This window comes from Phyllobacterium sophorae (genome assembly GCF_003010965.1).
In the GTDB taxonomy this organism is placed as follows: Bacteria; Pseudomonadota; Alphaproteobacteria; order Rhizobiales; family Rhizobiaceae; genus Phyllobacterium; species Phyllobacterium sophorae.
Genome location: NZ_PGGM01000006.1, coordinates 113,958 through 129,063, shown reverse-complemented (window position 1 = coordinate 129,063; position 15,106 = coordinate 113,958). Strand labels below are relative to the sequence as shown.

At 57.3% G+C, this 15,106-nt stretch carries 16 protein-coding genes and 2 tRNA genes; 6 read left to right on the top strand and 12 right to left on the bottom strand.

All coding sequences use genetic code 11. From position 1 onward, the window contains the following. Window positions 1-141: 141 nt before the first annotated feature. The 7 genes from CU103_RS15025 to CU103_RS14995 all read right to left on the bottom strand — a co-directional run bounded on the left by CU103_RS15025 (window position 142) and on the right by CU103_RS14995 (window position 4,448). Window positions 142-218 (bottom strand) — tRNA-Arg (locus CU103_RS15025). Between the two features lie 47 nt (window positions 219-265). Next, entirely contained in the window at window positions 266-571 is a 306-nt protein-coding gene (locus CU103_RS15020; RefSeq protein ID WP_106664844.1) for an ETC complex I subunit, read from the bottom strand. Window positions 572-644: 73 nt separating this feature from the next. Next, a tRNA-Pro gene (locus CU103_RS15015) sits at window positions 645-721 on the bottom strand. A gap of 143 nt (window positions 722-864) precedes the next feature. Beyond that, entirely contained in the window at window positions 865-1,152 is a 288-nt protein-coding gene (locus CU103_RS15010; protein WP_106664842.1) for a DUF982 domain-containing protein, read from the bottom strand. Window positions 1,153-1,479: 327 nt separating this feature from the next. Beyond that, entirely contained in the window at window positions 1,480-2,943 is a 1,464-nt protein-coding gene (locus tag CU103_RS15005; RefSeq protein WP_106664840.1) for a sensor domain-containing diguanylate cyclase, read from the bottom strand. Window positions 2,944-3,083: 140 nt separating this feature from the next. Beyond that, window positions 3,084-3,473, bottom strand: a complete 390-nt coding sequence (locus CU103_RS15000; protein WP_106664838.1) for a RidA family protein — start codon at window positions 3,471-3,473, stop codon at window positions 3,084-3,086. 99 nt (window positions 3,474-3,572) lie between these two features. Next, the gene (locus CU103_RS14995) at window positions 3,573-4,448 is read right to left on the bottom strand and encodes a PhzF family phenazine biosynthesis protein (RefSeq protein ID WP_106664836.1); all 876 of its coding nucleotides are present in this window, start codon (window positions 4,446-4,448) and stop codon (window positions 3,573-3,575) included. 118 nt (window positions 4,449-4,566) lie between these two features. On the opposite strand from CU103_RS14995, the gene CU103_RS14990 reads away from it, so the two are divergent. Then, window positions 4,567-5,457, top strand: coding sequence for a LysR substrate-binding domain-containing protein (locus tag CU103_RS14990; RefSeq protein WP_106664834.1), 891 nt, complete (start codon window positions 4,567-4,569; stop codon window positions 5,455-5,457). A gap of 8 nt (window positions 5,458-5,465) precedes the next feature. Here CU103_RS14990 and CU103_RS14985 read toward each other — a convergent pair whose 3' ends face one another. After that, complete coding sequence (locus CU103_RS14985) at window positions 5,466-6,362, bottom strand: LysR family transcriptional regulator (protein ID WP_106664832.1); 897 nt, start codon at window positions 6,360-6,362, stop codon at window positions 5,466-5,468. A gap of 102 nt (window positions 6,363-6,464) precedes the next feature. On the opposite strand from CU103_RS14985, the gene CU103_RS14980 reads away from it, so the two are divergent. Further along, window positions 6,465-7,316, top strand: coding sequence for an oxidoreductase (locus CU103_RS14980; RefSeq protein ID WP_106664830.1), 852 nt, complete (start codon window positions 6,465-6,467; stop codon window positions 7,314-7,316). Window positions 7,317-7,394: 78 nt separating this feature from the next. Here the strand turns inward: CU103_RS14980 and CU103_RS14975 are convergent, their stop codons facing one another. Continuing rightward, a complete protein-coding gene (locus tag CU103_RS14975) occupies window positions 7,395-8,282 on the bottom strand; it encodes an arginase family protein (protein ID WP_106664828.1) in 888 nt (295 codons plus the stop codon). A gap of 336 nt (window positions 8,283-8,618) precedes the next feature. Here CU103_RS14975 and CU103_RS14970 point away from each other — a divergent pair, with 336 nt between their 5' ends. Continuing rightward, complete coding sequence (locus CU103_RS14970; RefSeq protein ID WP_106664826.1) at window positions 8,619-10,013, top strand: selenium-binding family protein; 1,395 nt, start codon at window positions 8,619-8,621, stop codon at window positions 10,011-10,013. A gap of 31 nt (window positions 10,014-10,044) precedes the next feature. Next, on the top strand, window positions 10,045-10,674 hold the full coding sequence (locus tag CU103_RS14965; RefSeq protein ID WP_106664824.1) for a hypothetical protein: 630 nt from the start codon (window positions 10,045-10,047) through the stop codon (window positions 10,672-10,674). A 77-nt stretch (window positions 10,675-10,751) separates the two neighbouring features. Here the strand turns inward: CU103_RS14965 and hdaA are convergent, their stop codons facing one another. The 3 genes from hdaA to CU103_RS14950 form a co-directional block, all read right to left on the bottom strand. Further along, window positions 10,752-11,444: a DnaA regulatory inactivator HdaA gene (gene hdaA / locus CU103_RS14960; protein ID WP_106664822.1), complete on the bottom strand. Its 693-nt coding sequence runs from the start codon at window positions 11,442-11,444 to the stop codon at window positions 10,752-10,754. A gap of 33 nt (window positions 11,445-11,477) precedes the next feature. Further along, window positions 11,478-12,530: an AI-2E family transporter gene (locus CU103_RS14955; protein ID WP_410010376.1), complete on the bottom strand. Its 1,053-nt coding sequence runs from the start codon at window positions 12,528-12,530 to the stop codon at window positions 11,478-11,480. Window positions 12,531-12,657: 127 nt separating this feature from the next. Further along, entirely contained in the window at window positions 12,658-13,200 is a 543-nt protein-coding gene (locus CU103_RS14950; protein WP_106664818.1) for a CDP-alcohol phosphatidyltransferase family protein, read from the bottom strand. A 183-nt stretch (window positions 13,201-13,383) separates the two neighbouring features. On the opposite strand from CU103_RS14950, the gene purM reads away from it, so the two are divergent. After that, a complete protein-coding gene (purM, locus tag CU103_RS14945; protein ID WP_106664817.1) occupies window positions 13,384-14,469 on the top strand; it encodes a phosphoribosylformylglycinamidine cyclo-ligase in 1,086 nt (361 codons plus the stop codon). Next, complete coding sequence (purN, locus tag CU103_RS14940) at window positions 14,466-15,089, top strand: phosphoribosylglycinamide formyltransferase (protein ID WP_280954597.1); 624 nt, start codon at window positions 14,466-14,468, stop codon at window positions 15,087-15,089. Before purM ends, purN begins: the two co-directional genes overlap by 4 nt. Window positions 15,090-15,106 lie beyond the last annotated feature (17 nt).

Sequence of the window (15,106 nt, the reverse complement as noted above, 5' to 3'; positions counted from 1 at the left end):
TTCACAAGAAATACCAACCGGTCGATTCGGAAAGCGTCAGACAGAGCAACGAAGCAGAACAAATGGGGCCGAAAAGTCTAAACTCCACTCGGACCCGAGTCTGAACTTTTGGATTTCACCGCAGCTAAGCTATTGAAAAGGTGGCGATCCCGACTGGATTCGAACCAGTGACCGTCGGCTTAGAAGGCCGGTGCTCTATCCAGCTGAGCTACGGGACCATTTTGTTTTCCGGAACTTCGCCGGTAAATTGCAAAATTCTGTAAAATCAATGTGTCCAGGGCTGCTTGCGGTCGAATCGGAAGTTTTCCGAATACGAAACCACGCGCCGCCGCGTTTCCTTGGGTTCGTACACCGTATAGGCAATGCCGTTTTTCTGTGCGTAGGCGATAGCCTCTTCCTTCGTTTCAAACGTAAGGCGAATCTGGCTCTTCATATCACGCGACGAGGTATAGCCCATCAACGGTTCAACCTTGCGTGGCTGTTCCGGCTCGAATTCAAGTGTCCAGGTATCGGCCTTGGCCTTGCCGGACTGCATTGCGGTTTTTGCTGGGCGGTAGATACGTGCTGCCATGGAAGAATCCCTTTGTCTGCAATTCGCATATATTACAGGCTTTTGATGAACTCCAGCAGCATCTTTTTTGAAGTGGTCGGAGCGGCAGGATTCGAACCTGCGACCCTCTGGTCCCAAACCAGATGCGCTACCAGGCTGCGCTACGCTCCGTTCCGACTTGAACGCTGATGTCCCTAGAGTCTTCGTTCCCGGAAAGCAATAGCTCAAAACAGGAAAAGGTGAAAAAAGGAACAAATGGTTTTGCGAACGGAACGTTCGCCAGCAAAAGTCGAGCGGAAACTGGTGCGGTTGCCTTACGAACCACGTAGGCCATGCAGCCGAGATTGCAGCTGTGCCGACGGATAGTCAACGAAAATGCGAGCTTCCTTGGCTGCTTCGATAAAGGCCGACCGGCACTCGCTCACTGTTACCTTGCCGTCCAGCGCATCAAGGCATTTCTGCCTGGCAGCCTTGAGTTTCGCTCCGTCGTGGATTGGCCAGCTCATCAACAAACATTCGGCCGCCTCAGGAACTGAACCGATGTTTCGGGGCTTTCCGCCGGGCTGCGTTTCAATTGTGATGCGTGGGAACTGCGTGGTCATAGTGCACAGTAACGTTGCAAGATGACAGTTGTTCCGCGGCCAGACCCGTTTGCGGAAAATTACGACTAACCTGTTGATAGTACGTCGTTAACTCTGTTCAAAAACTGTCGGCGCTGCTTCAAAACGCTCCATGATTTTCTGCCTTTTCCAGACATCGCGTCTCGTTGCCGGCATATAAGAGCCAACCGTCGTTACGAGTGGAAATTCCAGGTCCAATGGGGTTCCCCCCACGAAAGCGACAATTACAATTGGGTATCACTTGCGTACAAGGAGTATCGCCTTGTGATGGGAATCGTCCTTGCAATGGAGTGCTTCAGCGTTGCGCCGCTACTTGTCCTTGGCGTTCGCCTTGCCGGTCGCCGAATAATGCGAGCGCTTGTCCTCATACATCAGTAGATCCGCGCGCTTGGCTACAGCTTCCATTTTTTCGCCAATGGTGCTGGTTGCCCATCCGACGGAGATATTCAGCGGTATGTTCGAATAATACTGATTGTTGATTTCAACCAGGCTCCGAATTTCCTCAACCAGGCTCGCCGCACCCAGCTCGTCGATCGAAGGCAGGAGAACAGCAAATTCGTCTCCGCCGATCCGGGCCGCATAGCATGGTGGTTTGACTGCCTCCCCGAGAACTTCCCCTACCCGCCGCAGCAGACCATCGCCGACAGCATGGCCCCATTGATCATTGGTCATTTTCAGTCCGTTCAGATCGAGTATGACAATCGAGACGGGATGAAACTCGCGGCGTTCGAGCCTGTTCAACTCATCGACGTAGAATGCGCGATTGTATAGCTTCGTCAGAACATCATGCTTGCCGAGATACTCAAGATAGGCTTCGGCCTTTTTGCGGGCCGTGATGTCGGTGAGCGAGATCTGCACCAACGCCCAGTCGTCCTGATGGCCCGGCAGGACTGAAAACTGCAGCAGCACATGGCGCTCCGTGCCATCGAGCGCATAATTGACCGTCTCCCGCTGATGAAACAGGTTACCGTTCCACAGGTCGATCAACTGCTCCCGGAAATGTGCGTTCATCTCGTCCCTGAAAATCTCAGGGAGGCGCCGCAACAGGGTGAGCTTGTCCGCCGCGAGAAACAGCTTCAACGTTTCGCGGTTGACATCGATGACGCGGATTTCGCTGGCACACTGGCGCACGAATTCCGGATGCACATCGGTGAACACCCGAAAATCGGTGATGCCCCGCTCCCGCACTTCATCGAGCAAGCGTTTGATCCGGCTGAAATCCTCTACCCAGAGCGACACCGGAGAGTGCTCGAACAGCCCCTCAGCGTAGCGCTTGCTCTCTACCTGTTCTCGCCGGGCGTCTTCGCGTTCAGTAACGTCCTCGATGGAGATCAGCACTCTTTCCCAGGAGTTTTCATATCCTGGCAGAACCGTACCGCGCAGCTGAATATCCAGCCGCCGTCCCGACAAAGTATAGTTTACGGTATCGCTTGAGAATTCGGTATCGCCATTCCAAAGCGCCGAGAGTTCCTGGATGTGCGACTGGAGCATATCCCCGCGAAAAATCGATCCAAGATTTTGTGTGAGATGATCGACATCGGTGGCCTCGAAAAGAGATAGTGTTCTCTTATTGACCTTGATGACGCGGATGAGGCTGGAGCATTGCTTGATGCGATTTTCATTCTCGCTCAAATAAGCCTTGATATCCGTAATGCCTGACTGCCGCCAGGTATCGAACAGCTTTCGGACCTTGCTGAAATCCTCGAGCCAAAGCGAGATTGGTGCGAGATCGAATGTTTCGACATGGGCTTCGGAGTCTATTGGATCTTGCATTGATTATCGGCGCTCGCAGAGGCTTGGTCATTTGCTGATACAGGACTGCGATACGCCGCGCAACGCAAACGAACCCGGCCATGACGCGCAGCGAGTTTTTGTGCCTAGCGACAGCAACGAACAGCGCCATGTCGAACCTGCTACTTGCCCGAAGGAGCGACCGCAATCGCTTCCACCTCCACACGCATGTGTGGCGCAACAAGCTGCGCGAAGACGGTCGTATTGGCTGGCCGGGCCTCGTAGCAATGCTTTCGGATGATCGGAATAATCCGCTCGAATTCTTCCTGACTTGTAACAAAGATCTGAACCCGGACGAGATCCTTGAGCGTCGCTCCTGCCCTCTCAAGTGCGATTTCGATGTTGCGAAAGCAGTTTTCGCACTGAGCTTCGACATCTGCGGGAAATTCTTTCGTCTGTGCGTCGAAGCCTGTCGTGCCGGACACAAATATCCAGCCCCCGGCGACGGCCGCACGCGCATACCCCGCCTTCTCCTCGTAAGGCGATCCCGAAAAGATGCGTTCTCCTTGCATGATCCAGACTCCCTTCAATCCACAAAGCCATGGCTGAAAAAACCACCCGCATTCGGGTATTGCGAAACACCAGGGCGGTGTATCCGCCAGGGCATTTCATCACAGGTGCAGCGTACCGCGAAATACCACGACACCCGAGCCGGAAAGTTCGGGGTCCGGATCCAGTCTTACCTGCAGAAAACTTTGCCGTCCCATCCGGGTACCCTGTTCGATCAACAGTTCGTTGCCATTTGTCAGCAAGCCCATTGAGCCCAAATATGCGCATAACGGTCCTGCCGCTGTCCCGGTTGCGGAATCCTCCCAAAGCCCCTTTGCCGGGTTGAAGAAGCGAGCGTAAGCCATCGTTGGATTGGCAGTTTCGAATGCATAGACATAGCAACCCTCTGCAGAAGCTGGACCAAGTACCTGGATGAGCTTTTCTGCAGAAGGTTCGGCGCGATCAACGGCCTGGCGATCGCGCAAGCGGACCATGAGATGGCTTGCGCCAGTGTCGGCGGCGCGTGGCGCCGGTGAGAGCAAAAGATCGTCAATGGTTAGCCCAAGCGCTTCTGCCAAGGCGTCCAATGAGCGCAGCGGGGCTGACAGCTTCAGCGGCGATTGCTTCATCCGGCCATGGATGCGGCCACCACGCGTCTCCATCGTGATAGGCAATATGTCGGCGCCGATCTCTTGCCGGAATGTTTTCGGTGTACTCAGATCGCCAAGGTGTCCGGCGTATCCGAGCCATAACCAGGCACCGAGAGCATTGTGCCCAGCACCAAATACCTCCGATCCGCTGGCGGTGAACGACCGAAGCTTCCAGTCGGCTCGATCGCTCTGCAGAACAAAGGTTGTTTCCGACTGGTTGAACTCGCGCGCGATGCGGCGAAGTATGCTGTCCTCCAGATGGCCGGCCCCTTCGACCACGGCAAGAGGATTGCCGTTCAACGGAGTGTCGGCGAAAACATCGACCATACCTGAGACAAGATTGACCATGAGTTGCGTGCGCCTTTGTAGGAAATGAGCTGAAGTTACTGATGCATCTGCAGAATATGCTGGTGACATTGGCTTGGCAAAATCGTATTTCTCATGCTTTCGATGAGTTGGATTCATCATGGCTGGATCAGATTTGCCACCTCTGGCGGCTTTGCGGGCCTTCGAGGCCACCGCCCGGCTCAGCAGCTTTAAAGCGGCGGCTGCAGAGCTCTTCGTCACACCCACGGCTATTAGTCATCAGATCCGTCAGCTTGAGGAATATCTGGGAGTACGCGTGCTCGACCGATCACCACGCAATGTAAGTCTCACATCAAAAGGCAGGGAACTATACGAAGCGACCGTGTCGGGATTCTCCGAAATCCGGCAATCCGTCGTCCGGCTTCGTGAAATCCAGAATTCGAGGGCATTGACCCTTTCTGCAACCACGGCATTTCTGAGCCATTGGCTGGTCCCGCGCCTCGGTGAAATCCGGCGGGTTCTTCCGGAACTCGACCTCCGCCTGCATGCGTCCGAAACGATCGTGAGGCTGCAGCCGGGCGAGATCGACGTGGCGATACGTTACGGCAAAGGGCCATTCACGGGTGTCGAAACAACTCCGCTCAAGGCTGACGGGTTTGCCCCGCTCTGCAGTCCTGGATTGAACATTGCTGATCTCGAAGACATTCGCCGCGTCGCGCTTATCCATGTCGATGGCCGCACTGCACCGCTGCCGCTGCCGGACTGGCCACGCTGGTGTGCGGAAGCGGGTATCAGTGGCGTGAACACCGCCGCTGGACTGCGCTTCTCCAACAGCATGCACGCCATGCAGGCTGCCATCGCCGGCCAGGGCGTGGCCATCGTCAGTTTGGTAATGGCGGCGGACGCCCTGGCCTCCGGCCTGTTGATCCAGCCTTTCAACCACATCTTGCCTGGCGACACCTATCATTTTGCCTGTGCGCCCGGCATCGGCAGCCACACCGACGTTAACGCTCTTCGCCAATGGTTCCAGACCGAGCTGGAAGCCATGTGAAATGATGGCTAGGTCCTTCGATCTGCCTTCAGAAAGTCGATGAATGCGCGCATCGCGGTCGGGAGTTGCCGGCGGCTCGTATAGTATAGGAAAAACCCGGGGTAGTAGGGGCACCATTGTTCCAAAACCCGTCGTAGACGCCCCTCGGCCATGTGCGTCCGTACCTGCTCCTCGAAAAGATAGGCAAGGCCAGCGCCATTCAGGGCGGCTTCAGCCATGAGATCCTGGTCGCCAAGCGTGAGGGATCCCCCCACCTCGATTTCCAGTTCGATACCGCCCTTCTCAAACTCCCATCGATAGAGCGCTCCGCTCGCGAAGCGGTAGCGGATGCAGGGATGGTGGCTTAGATCCTGTGGCGAGACCGGCTCCGGATGACGCTCAAAATGCTGAGGCGACCCAACGACCGCAAATCTATGCCGCGGTCCAATCGGTACCGCAATCATGTCGGCGGCGATCATTTCACCGAAGCGAACGCCAGCATCGAAACCGGCAGACACCATATCGACCAAAGCATCGTCCACCACCAGCTCCACTTCGACCCCAGGATGGGCCTTCAGGAATCGTGCGACGATCGGCAAGAGGACCAGCTTCGCGGCCGCTCGGGGAGCATTGATGCGTAGCCTGCCGGACGGCTGGCCACGAAATGCGTTCAAATCATCGAGCGCATCCTCAATGTCGAGGAAGGCGGGATTGATACGTCTAAAAAGCTGTTCACCGGCCTCCGTCAGCCCCACGCTCCGCGTCGTGCGGTTGACCAGCCGTATATCCAGGCGTTCTTCAATGGATCGCAAGGAGTGGCTGAGCGCTGACGGCGTGACGCCAAGTTCCACCGCAGCTTTTCTGAAGCTTCGGTGGTGGGCGATGGCCAGGAATATGGCGAGATCAGATGGACCTATCTTACGCATTGATGAGTTTTCCTCACTACCCCATGGAAAACAACGGCGATTATTTCACCTTAATTCATGCGGTAAGTTTCTTCTGCACTCAACAGGGAAAGGAAAAACATCATGCGTGTCTGGTTTATCACAGGGGCTTCGCGGGGCTTTGGCGCGTTGATCGCACAAGAGGCTTTGGACGCAGGGGATGCGGTTGTAGCGACGGCCCGCAACCCCAAGACAGTCAGCGACAAGTTTGGAAATCATCCGAACTTGCTGGCAATTGCGCTCGACGTTACCGATGAAGCTCAAGCCAACGCTGCGGCGGAGCAGGCAATCAAACGCTTCGGCAAGATCGATATACTCCTCAACAATGCGGGTTTCGGCCTCCTCGGAGCCGTCGAGGAAGCAACGGCGGCGGAGATCGAAAAACTTTATGCGACCAACGTCTTTGGTCTGCTCAAGGTGACACGCGCTGTTCTTCCCCATATGCGCCGGGAGCGGTCCGGACATGTCATCAACATATCGTCTATCGGCGGGTACGTCAGCTACCCGGGCTGGGGTGTCTACTGCTCCACGAAGTTTGCCGTCGAGGCGCTTTCGGAAGCCTTGTCGACGGAATTGCAGCCGCTTGGAGTAAAGGTCACAGTGGTTGAACCCGGCTTTTTCCGGACCGATTTCCTCGACGAAAGTTCTCTCTCAATCAGTCCCAGCGCGATCGCTGACTACAAGGATACGCCGGCTGGCATAATGCGAGCTTTCGCGGCCGATCACAATCACGCTCAGCCCGGTGACCCGGCCCGACTGGCGAAGGCGATGATTACGCTGGTAAACGACCCGAATCCTCCGCTTCGCATGCCGTTCGGTTCGGACACAGTCGCGGCGATTGAAACAAAGAACGCCAACGTTGCCAAAGAGGTGGTTGCCTGGCGGGATCTTGCGATCTCGACAGATTTTCCAGCGGACACCGGCGCGACCGGTTAGCCTGGTCAGATTTGAGGTCGGCGTTGTCGAGCCGCCGACCTCAACTTGATGAATTGCGCAAGTGCATGACGCGGATGCTTACGGGCAAAGCCCCCTAACGAGGGTATCGACGAACATCCTGGCGATCGAGCCGTCGTTGTCCAGCTTCGGATTGAAGATCGTAACGTCAATCCCGACGGCTTTGCCTGAAGCGGCCATAGCCTGAAGTGTCACCGCCAACTCGTCCCACGACAGGCCATCCGGCATGCGATAATCGACCGCAGGCATTATGGCGCCATCGAGCACATCCGCGTCGAGATGCACCCATGCCCCAGAGAGCTCGGGTCGCGACAGGTGGGCGACGGCGCGAGCGGCTGCATCATTGACGCCATGGGCCCGAACTGCCGCAAGGTCGATTACGTCAATCGCGGTATCCTCGATACGTTGACTGCCATGTTCCGCAGCCTCCCCGGCGTCACGGCGCCCGAATGCCACCACATCCTCATCGCGCACCAGCGGCCGCTTTCCCTCCAGATCCGCCACGACAGCAGGCCCACGGCCCGTGGCGAGGGCGAGTTCCATCGAGGCTGCTTCGCCATTGGGTTCGGCCTCGGGCTGATAGAAGTCGGCGTGGCCATCGAGGAACAGCAAACCGTATCGGCCGCTGCGCCTCAGCGCGAGCAGGCAACCGAGCATGATCGAACAATCACCTCCGAGCACAATCGGAAACGCACCCGCGTCGAGTACCGAGCCGACACTGTTTGCCAGCGCAATCGAATAGTCTCTTATGCCCAGCGGATTGAGCAGGAGCGTTTCGGTGTCGCGCCGTTCATCGTAGGGTGGTGGCTGAACCACTCCCGCACGTTGCGCATTCAGCCGCTCGGCGAGACCTGCGCCGAGCATGGCGTCCGGCAATGTCTCAACACCACTCGCAAAGAGGCCCAGCACGGACGGTGCTTCGATGATCGTGAATCGCGAATAGACCATTGGCCTCCCCTATTTCTTCTATCGGCACTGAAGAAGCGGCGGGGTTTCGAATCTGGCGCTGCTTCCGGCCGGCCATTTTGCGGCCCCTGCTCCGGGCGAAACGATGGCGTTGGGACTTGGTTCCCGTTTGGGCGTTTTGCATTCTCGCCAGAGGGGACTAGACTTGCTGTTTCGGAAAGCGTTGCAGGATCGTTCGCCGTCGGGGCCACCGCTACAACGACCAGCCACTTTCCGCCGAGTTTGATGTTGCTTTGGCAAAGCAATGATCGCTCGTGACACCAAATTTGGGGAATCACTGCTCAAGACTTCATTGTCGATCAAGAGGAGAGTTTCATCATGGCAATCTGGCAACCCGATCCTTCATTTTATCCTTCGCCAAGAATGGCGGCCAAGGCGCCGGAAGAAAAGCTGGCCTATGTGGCTGCTTTCGATCCGGACCGTAAAATACCCGACGCAATAGCGGTGGTGGACGTGGACCCGAAGTCCCCTTCCTATTCCACGATCGTCGGCCAGGTCGATATGCCAAACGCTGGCGATGAGCTGCACCATTTCGGCTGGAATGCATGCTCCTCCTGTCTTTGCCCCAACGCGCCGCACCCGCATATGGAACGGCGCTATCTCGTCGTACCGGGTTTGCGGTCGTCAAGGCTGCACATTATCGACATCAAGCCGGACCCTAAAAATCCGAAGATAGTCAAGGTGATTGAGCCTGAAGAGATCGCAGAGAAGGCGGGATATTCCCGATTGCATACCATTCACTGCGGGCCGGAGGGAATATACGTGAATGCACTCGGTAACGCCGATGGCACCGCCCCCGGCGGCATTTTCCTGCTCGATCCCCAAAGCTTCCACGTCCTCGGTCAATGGGAGATGGACCGCGGAACGCAGAAACTCGCTTACGACTTCTGGTGGCATCTAGGGCATGACACGATGGTTACGAGCGAATGGGGAACCCCGGACACGTTCGAGAACGGGCTCGTTCCGGAGATCCTGCTGGGCAGCAAATATGGCCGCAGGTTGCACTTCTGGGATCTCCACAAGCGCAAGCACCTGCAGGAAATCGACTTCGGTGACGAATATCAACTCGTGTTCGAATTGCGCCCGGCACACAATCCCACGAAGGCCTATGGTTTCGTAGGTTGTGTCATCAGCCTTAAGGACCTTTCAGCCTCGATCTGGACCTGGTATCGCGATGGCAATAAATGGGCAGTGAAAAAGGTAATCGAGATACCGGCCGAGCCGGCCGAGCCCGAACTCCTGCCTCCTGTACTGCAAGGCTTCAAGGCCGTTGCGCCACTCGTTACGGACATCGACCTGTCGATGGATGACCGCTTTCTTTATGTTTCCTGCTGGGGCACCGGAGATATGATCCAGTACGATGTATCAGACCCATTCAGTCCAAAGGAGACGGGTAGAGTCCGCATCGGCGGTATCGTTTCCAGGGCAAGCCATGCCGGAGCGAAGAACGGCGCGCTGAACGGCGGCCCGCAGATGGTGGAGATCAGCAGGGATGGAAAACGGGTATACTTTACCAACTCACTCTACGGTGCCATCGATCCACAATTCTACCCCGAGGGCATTGACGGCTGGATGGTGAAGCTCGATGCAGGCGAGAATGGAGGGATCAAATTCGACGAGAACTTCTTCATCGATTGGCCGAAAGGCCACCGCCCGCATCAGGTGCGTTTGGAGGGAGGCGATTGCTCGTCCGATTCCTACTGTTACCCGTGATGACGCCGGTCCGCACAGCGAATAGTGGCGCATGACGATATCCGTGTCACCATGGCTGGCACTTGTTGGCCTTGGCGCTTTTCATGGCCTCAACCCTGCGATGGGCTGGCTGTTTGCGGTTGCGCTCGGCTTGCATAGACAGAGCCGAAGGATCGTATGGCTGTCCCTGATCCCTATAGCCTTAGGGCACATGATTTCAATTGCTGCCGTTGTGATAGGAGTGGTGTTGCTTGGCCTTATTGTTGACCAGCGCATGCTGGAAGTCGCCGCCGGAGTGGTGCTCCTCGGCTGGGCCGCATACCATGCCACCTATGGCCATCGGCACCGGGTTCGTATCGGCATGACAACCGGCATGATGGGGCTTGGATTCTGGTCGTTCCTGATGGCGACCGCCCATGGGGCGGGTCTTATGCTGGTGCCGGTGGTGATACCGCTATGCCTCACGGCCAGCCCGGAAAAGGAACTGACGACTGCGGGTTCACTGCCGATTGCATTGGCGGCAATCAGCACGCATATGACGGCCATGCTCGTGGTGATCCTGGTGATCGCGACCTGTGTCTATGAATGGTTTGGTCTTTCATTCCTGCGCCGCGGATGGATCAATTTTGACCTCATATGGGTTGCAGCACTCGCCATCATAGGTCTTGTCCTGATCGTTTGACGTCTCGATGCGGACAGCTTCGTAAAGAATAGCGTGGGTAACTGGCGGGGATCCGCTAAGGTTCCCCCGGCCAAGCTTCACAGGTCAAACGCAGCCTGCCCCTCGTCGACAGCGGTAACCACACTAGCGGCCAATGCACGGGTGATCTTCGATTTCTTCTCGAGTGCTGCGCGGTCCAGCCGCTCGACAATGCGGTTGGCAGTAGAGAGCGATCGTTCGATATGGCTCACCAAAAAGCTGATAACATTGGGGTCCACCGCGACCTGCCGGTCGGCGAAGAGTTTGTAGAGCACTCCGGATAACAGCATATCGTCCGGCTCGCCTATCTCTACGGTCGTTGCCGCCTTCAGGCGCGAAGCGAGGTCCGGAAGGGTGACTGGCCAGTTGGCAGGCCATTTGCGCGACGTCATCAGCAGGCTTGAACCGCTCTGGCGCACAGTGTTGATCAAATGAAACAGGCCCGGTTCGTCAATGGGGCCGCCGCCAATATCGTCGATCAGGAATGGACCCTTTTCGCCCGATACGGCAGCGATGTTCCGCGCGTCGATGACGATGGCGCCGGCTTCAGCCTTCCAAACTGCTGCGAGATGGGTTTTGCCCGAACCGGTGGGGCCGGCGAGGACCACGACCGGCGATATCCAGCCTGGCCAGCGGTCGACAATATCAACCGCCGCCATGTTGGAAGCCGACACAATGAGGTCATCGCGGGAATAGCCCGGCTCATGGCCGAGATCGAGCGGCAGCTGTCGCGGTGTAAAGGCATTGGTCATGGGCGATGAAATACAGCCAGCAAGCCGGGACTGTCACCTGATTTGTTTCGTCTTATCGCTTTTGCGGTATTCGCCTGTGTAGAGCGGGGATTGCTGATAGCGGTTGATGACAAAACGAACCAGTACGCCGATTGCAGCAGCCGTCGGTACGGCAATGAGCATGCCGGTAAACCCCATGAGCGAGCCAAAGGCGAACAATGCGAACATCAGCCAGACCGGATGCAGACCGACTGAGGAACCCACGAGCTTCGGCTGGAGAATATTGCCTTCGATGAACTGGCCGATACCGAAAGCAATCGCCACGCCGAGGATATGGCCCCATTCCGGCCAGAACTGGACGAGTCCGACCCCGAGGGCCAGAAGCAAACCGATCAGCGAGCCGACATAGGGGATAAAGCTGATCAGCCCAGCAAAAAGGCCAATTAGGAGACCGAAGTTCAGGCCGACGACAGTGAGGCCGACCGCATAAATAACGCCGAGCAGGAGGCAGACAGTGCCTTGGCCGCGGACAAATCCGGCAATGGCCTTGTTCATGTCACGGGCGATAGCACGGACAGTCTGGACATGCTCACGCGGGACGAGGTTGTCGATCTTGGCCACCATACGGTCCCAGTCCAAAAGCATATAAAACGCAACGACCGGGGTGACGACGAAGAGTGCCACCACATCGATCAAGGTCTTGCCCGAACTCCAGATCGATTGCAGCAAAGTGGTGAGGAAGCCTGCCCCCTGCTGCAGGAGTGAATCGAGACTGTTGCGAATGACCGAGGCGTCGACGCCGATAAAATCCTTCAGCCACTGCGAGTCCGGATTGGCGATCAATTCCTGCAGACGTGCGACGTAGCTTGGCAACCGCGCGATGAAATCGCTCATTTGCGAGGCGAGAACCGGCACGAGGATCACCAGCAGCAGTGCAAAGGTGACGATAAACAAGACCAGAATGACGATCGTCGCCAGCAAGCGCGACAGGCCGAGGCGCTCGAGCCTGTCCGCTACCGGATCGAGAAAATAGGCAAGAACGAGACCGGCCACGAACGGCAGGAGGATCGATGAGAAGATGTAAAGAAAAAGAGCGAGGAACGCCATCGCACCGGTCCAGAACACCGCCTGCCGGCGCACGCTTGCGCCGAGAGAACTGACCTGCACGTCGACCTGAATGTCCCGTTCAGGAATTTCGACCGTAACGGGTGCAGACTTGGTGGTACCGACGCTTTTATTCTCGCTCATATCCAGCCATGTGTTTTGTCCATGCAACGAGATAGGCAGTCGCGGAAGCTGCGGTCAAGAGGGCAACCGTCCATACCAGTATCGTGCGAATGCCGGTGAGTGAAAAATCGAATGTACTGTCGGCCAGTATGATCGCGACCAGGGTGATCTGAAACGCCGTGTTTACCTTGGACACGCCGAGGGGACGCATTTCCATCGGCTTGCCCATCACCGCCCCGAGAATTACAGCGCCGACGATAAAAATATCGCGCGAAACGACGACGATAACCAGCCAGACAGGCACTTCCTTAAGGACGCCAAGTACGACGAACAGCGAGACAAGCAGGAGTTTGTCGGCAATGGGATCGAGATAGGCTCCAAGTTCGGACTTCTGATCGTAGCGGCGTGCGATGAAGCCATCGACACCATCGGAGACTCCCGCAACAATAAAGCCTATCAATGCGGCACCGACGTAGCCCGAGAGCAGCGCCATAACGATGAAGGGAACAAGGATGAAGCGGAAGATCGTGATGTAATTGGGGATTGTCACTCGGTCCGCGATCTCTGGTCATATGTTTGCCTTGCATCTAAATGGAGACAACGAATGGATTGCTCAAGCCCAAACGGCCGGCAAAGTGTCGATAAGTGGCGTTTTCTCGGCCCTTCAGGGACTCAGACCTTGCAGCAGGGGCAGAGTCGTGCCATTTCGCGGTCAACAATCCCGGAGCAGATCATGAGCGTGAAAAGCGAGCCCACCAAAGGTGGCAAGAATGGCCTCACCTATGCACAGGCAGGCGTCGATATCGATGCCGGCAATCTGCTGGTCGAAAAGATCAAGCCGATCGTGCGCTCGACGCGCCGTCCGGGCGCCGATGGCGAGATCGGCGGTTTCGGCGGCTTGTTCGACCTGAAGGCTGCCGGCTTTACCGACCCGGTCCTCGTCGCCGCCAATGACGGCGTTGGTACTAAACTCAAGATTGCAATCGATGCCGGCGTACACGACACGGTCGGTATCGATCTCGTCGCCATGTGCGTCAACGACCTGGTCGTACAGGGTGCCGAGCCGCTGTTCTTCCTCGACTATTTCGCTACCGGCAAGCTCGATCCTGATCAGGGCGCGGCCATCGTCAGTGGTATCGCCGAAGGCTGCCTGCAGGCAGGTTGTGCGCTGATCGGTGGCGAAACGGCGGAAATGCCCGGCATGTATCGCGATGGCGATTACGATCTCGCCGGATTTGCCGTGGGAGCGGCCGAACGCAACCAATTGCTCCCTTCCGGCAATATCGCTGAGGGCGACGTCATTCTCGGCCTCGCTTCTTCGGGCGTTCATTCCAACGGCTTTTCCCTGGTACGGCGCATTGTCGAACTCTCCGGACTTGGCTGGGATGCAGATGCCCCTTTCAAGTCGGGTACCACGCTGGGCCAGGCTCTGCTGACCCCGACGCGCATCTATGTGAAGCCGCTGCTGGCAGCCATCCGCGAAACCAAGGCGATCAAGGCGCTTGCGCATATTACCGGCGGCGGTTTCCCCGACAATATTCCCCGCGTGCTGCCGAAGCACCTGACGGCGAGCATCGATCTTTCGGCCATAAAGGTTCCGCCGGTGTTTTCCTGGCTGGCAAAAACCGGCGGCGTCGAACGGGATGAAATGCTGCGCACGTTCAATTGCGGCATCGGCATGATCGCCGTGGTCGCACCGGAAAATGCCGATGCCGTACTCGAAGCGTTGAAAGCGCAGGGTGAAGAGGCCGTGCGCCTCGGCACGATGGTCGCGCGCAGTGATGCGGGTGTGGTCTATCAGGGCACGCTGGCGCTGTGAGCAGTGGAACGCCGAAGAAGCGCGTCGCCGTCCTGATATCGGGGCGCGGCTCGAACATGAGTGCGCTGATCGACGCGGCTCAAGCGGCCGACTACCCGGCAGAGATAGTCGCAGTCATCGCCAACAGGGCAGATGCGGGCGGACTTGAAACAGCGCGGGCGCAGGGCATTCCGGCCCAAGCCATTGCGCATCGCGACTACCCTTCCAAACAGGCGCATGAAGCGGCGGTTTCGAAGGCACTGCAGGCGGCGAAGGCCGACATCATCTGCCTCGCAGGCTATATGCGCATCATCTCGCCGGAATTCGTGCGTGAATGGGAAGGCCGGATGATTAATATCCACCCTTCGCTGCTGCCACTCTTCAGAGGCCTTCACACGCATGAACAGGCGCTGGAGGCCGGGGTGCGCGTGCATGGCTGCACGGTGCATTTCGTGACTGCAGGGATGGATGAGGGCCCGATCATCGCCCAGACCGCTGTGCCCGTGAACACTGGTGATACGCCCGAAATGCTTGCCGAGCGGGTACTGTCGGTCGAGCACGACACCTATGCCCGCGCGCTGGCAATGGTGGCAACCGGCACGGCGGTGATGAAGGATGGCCGGACGGTTTTCAGCGATTAATGGACAGGAGGACGGTG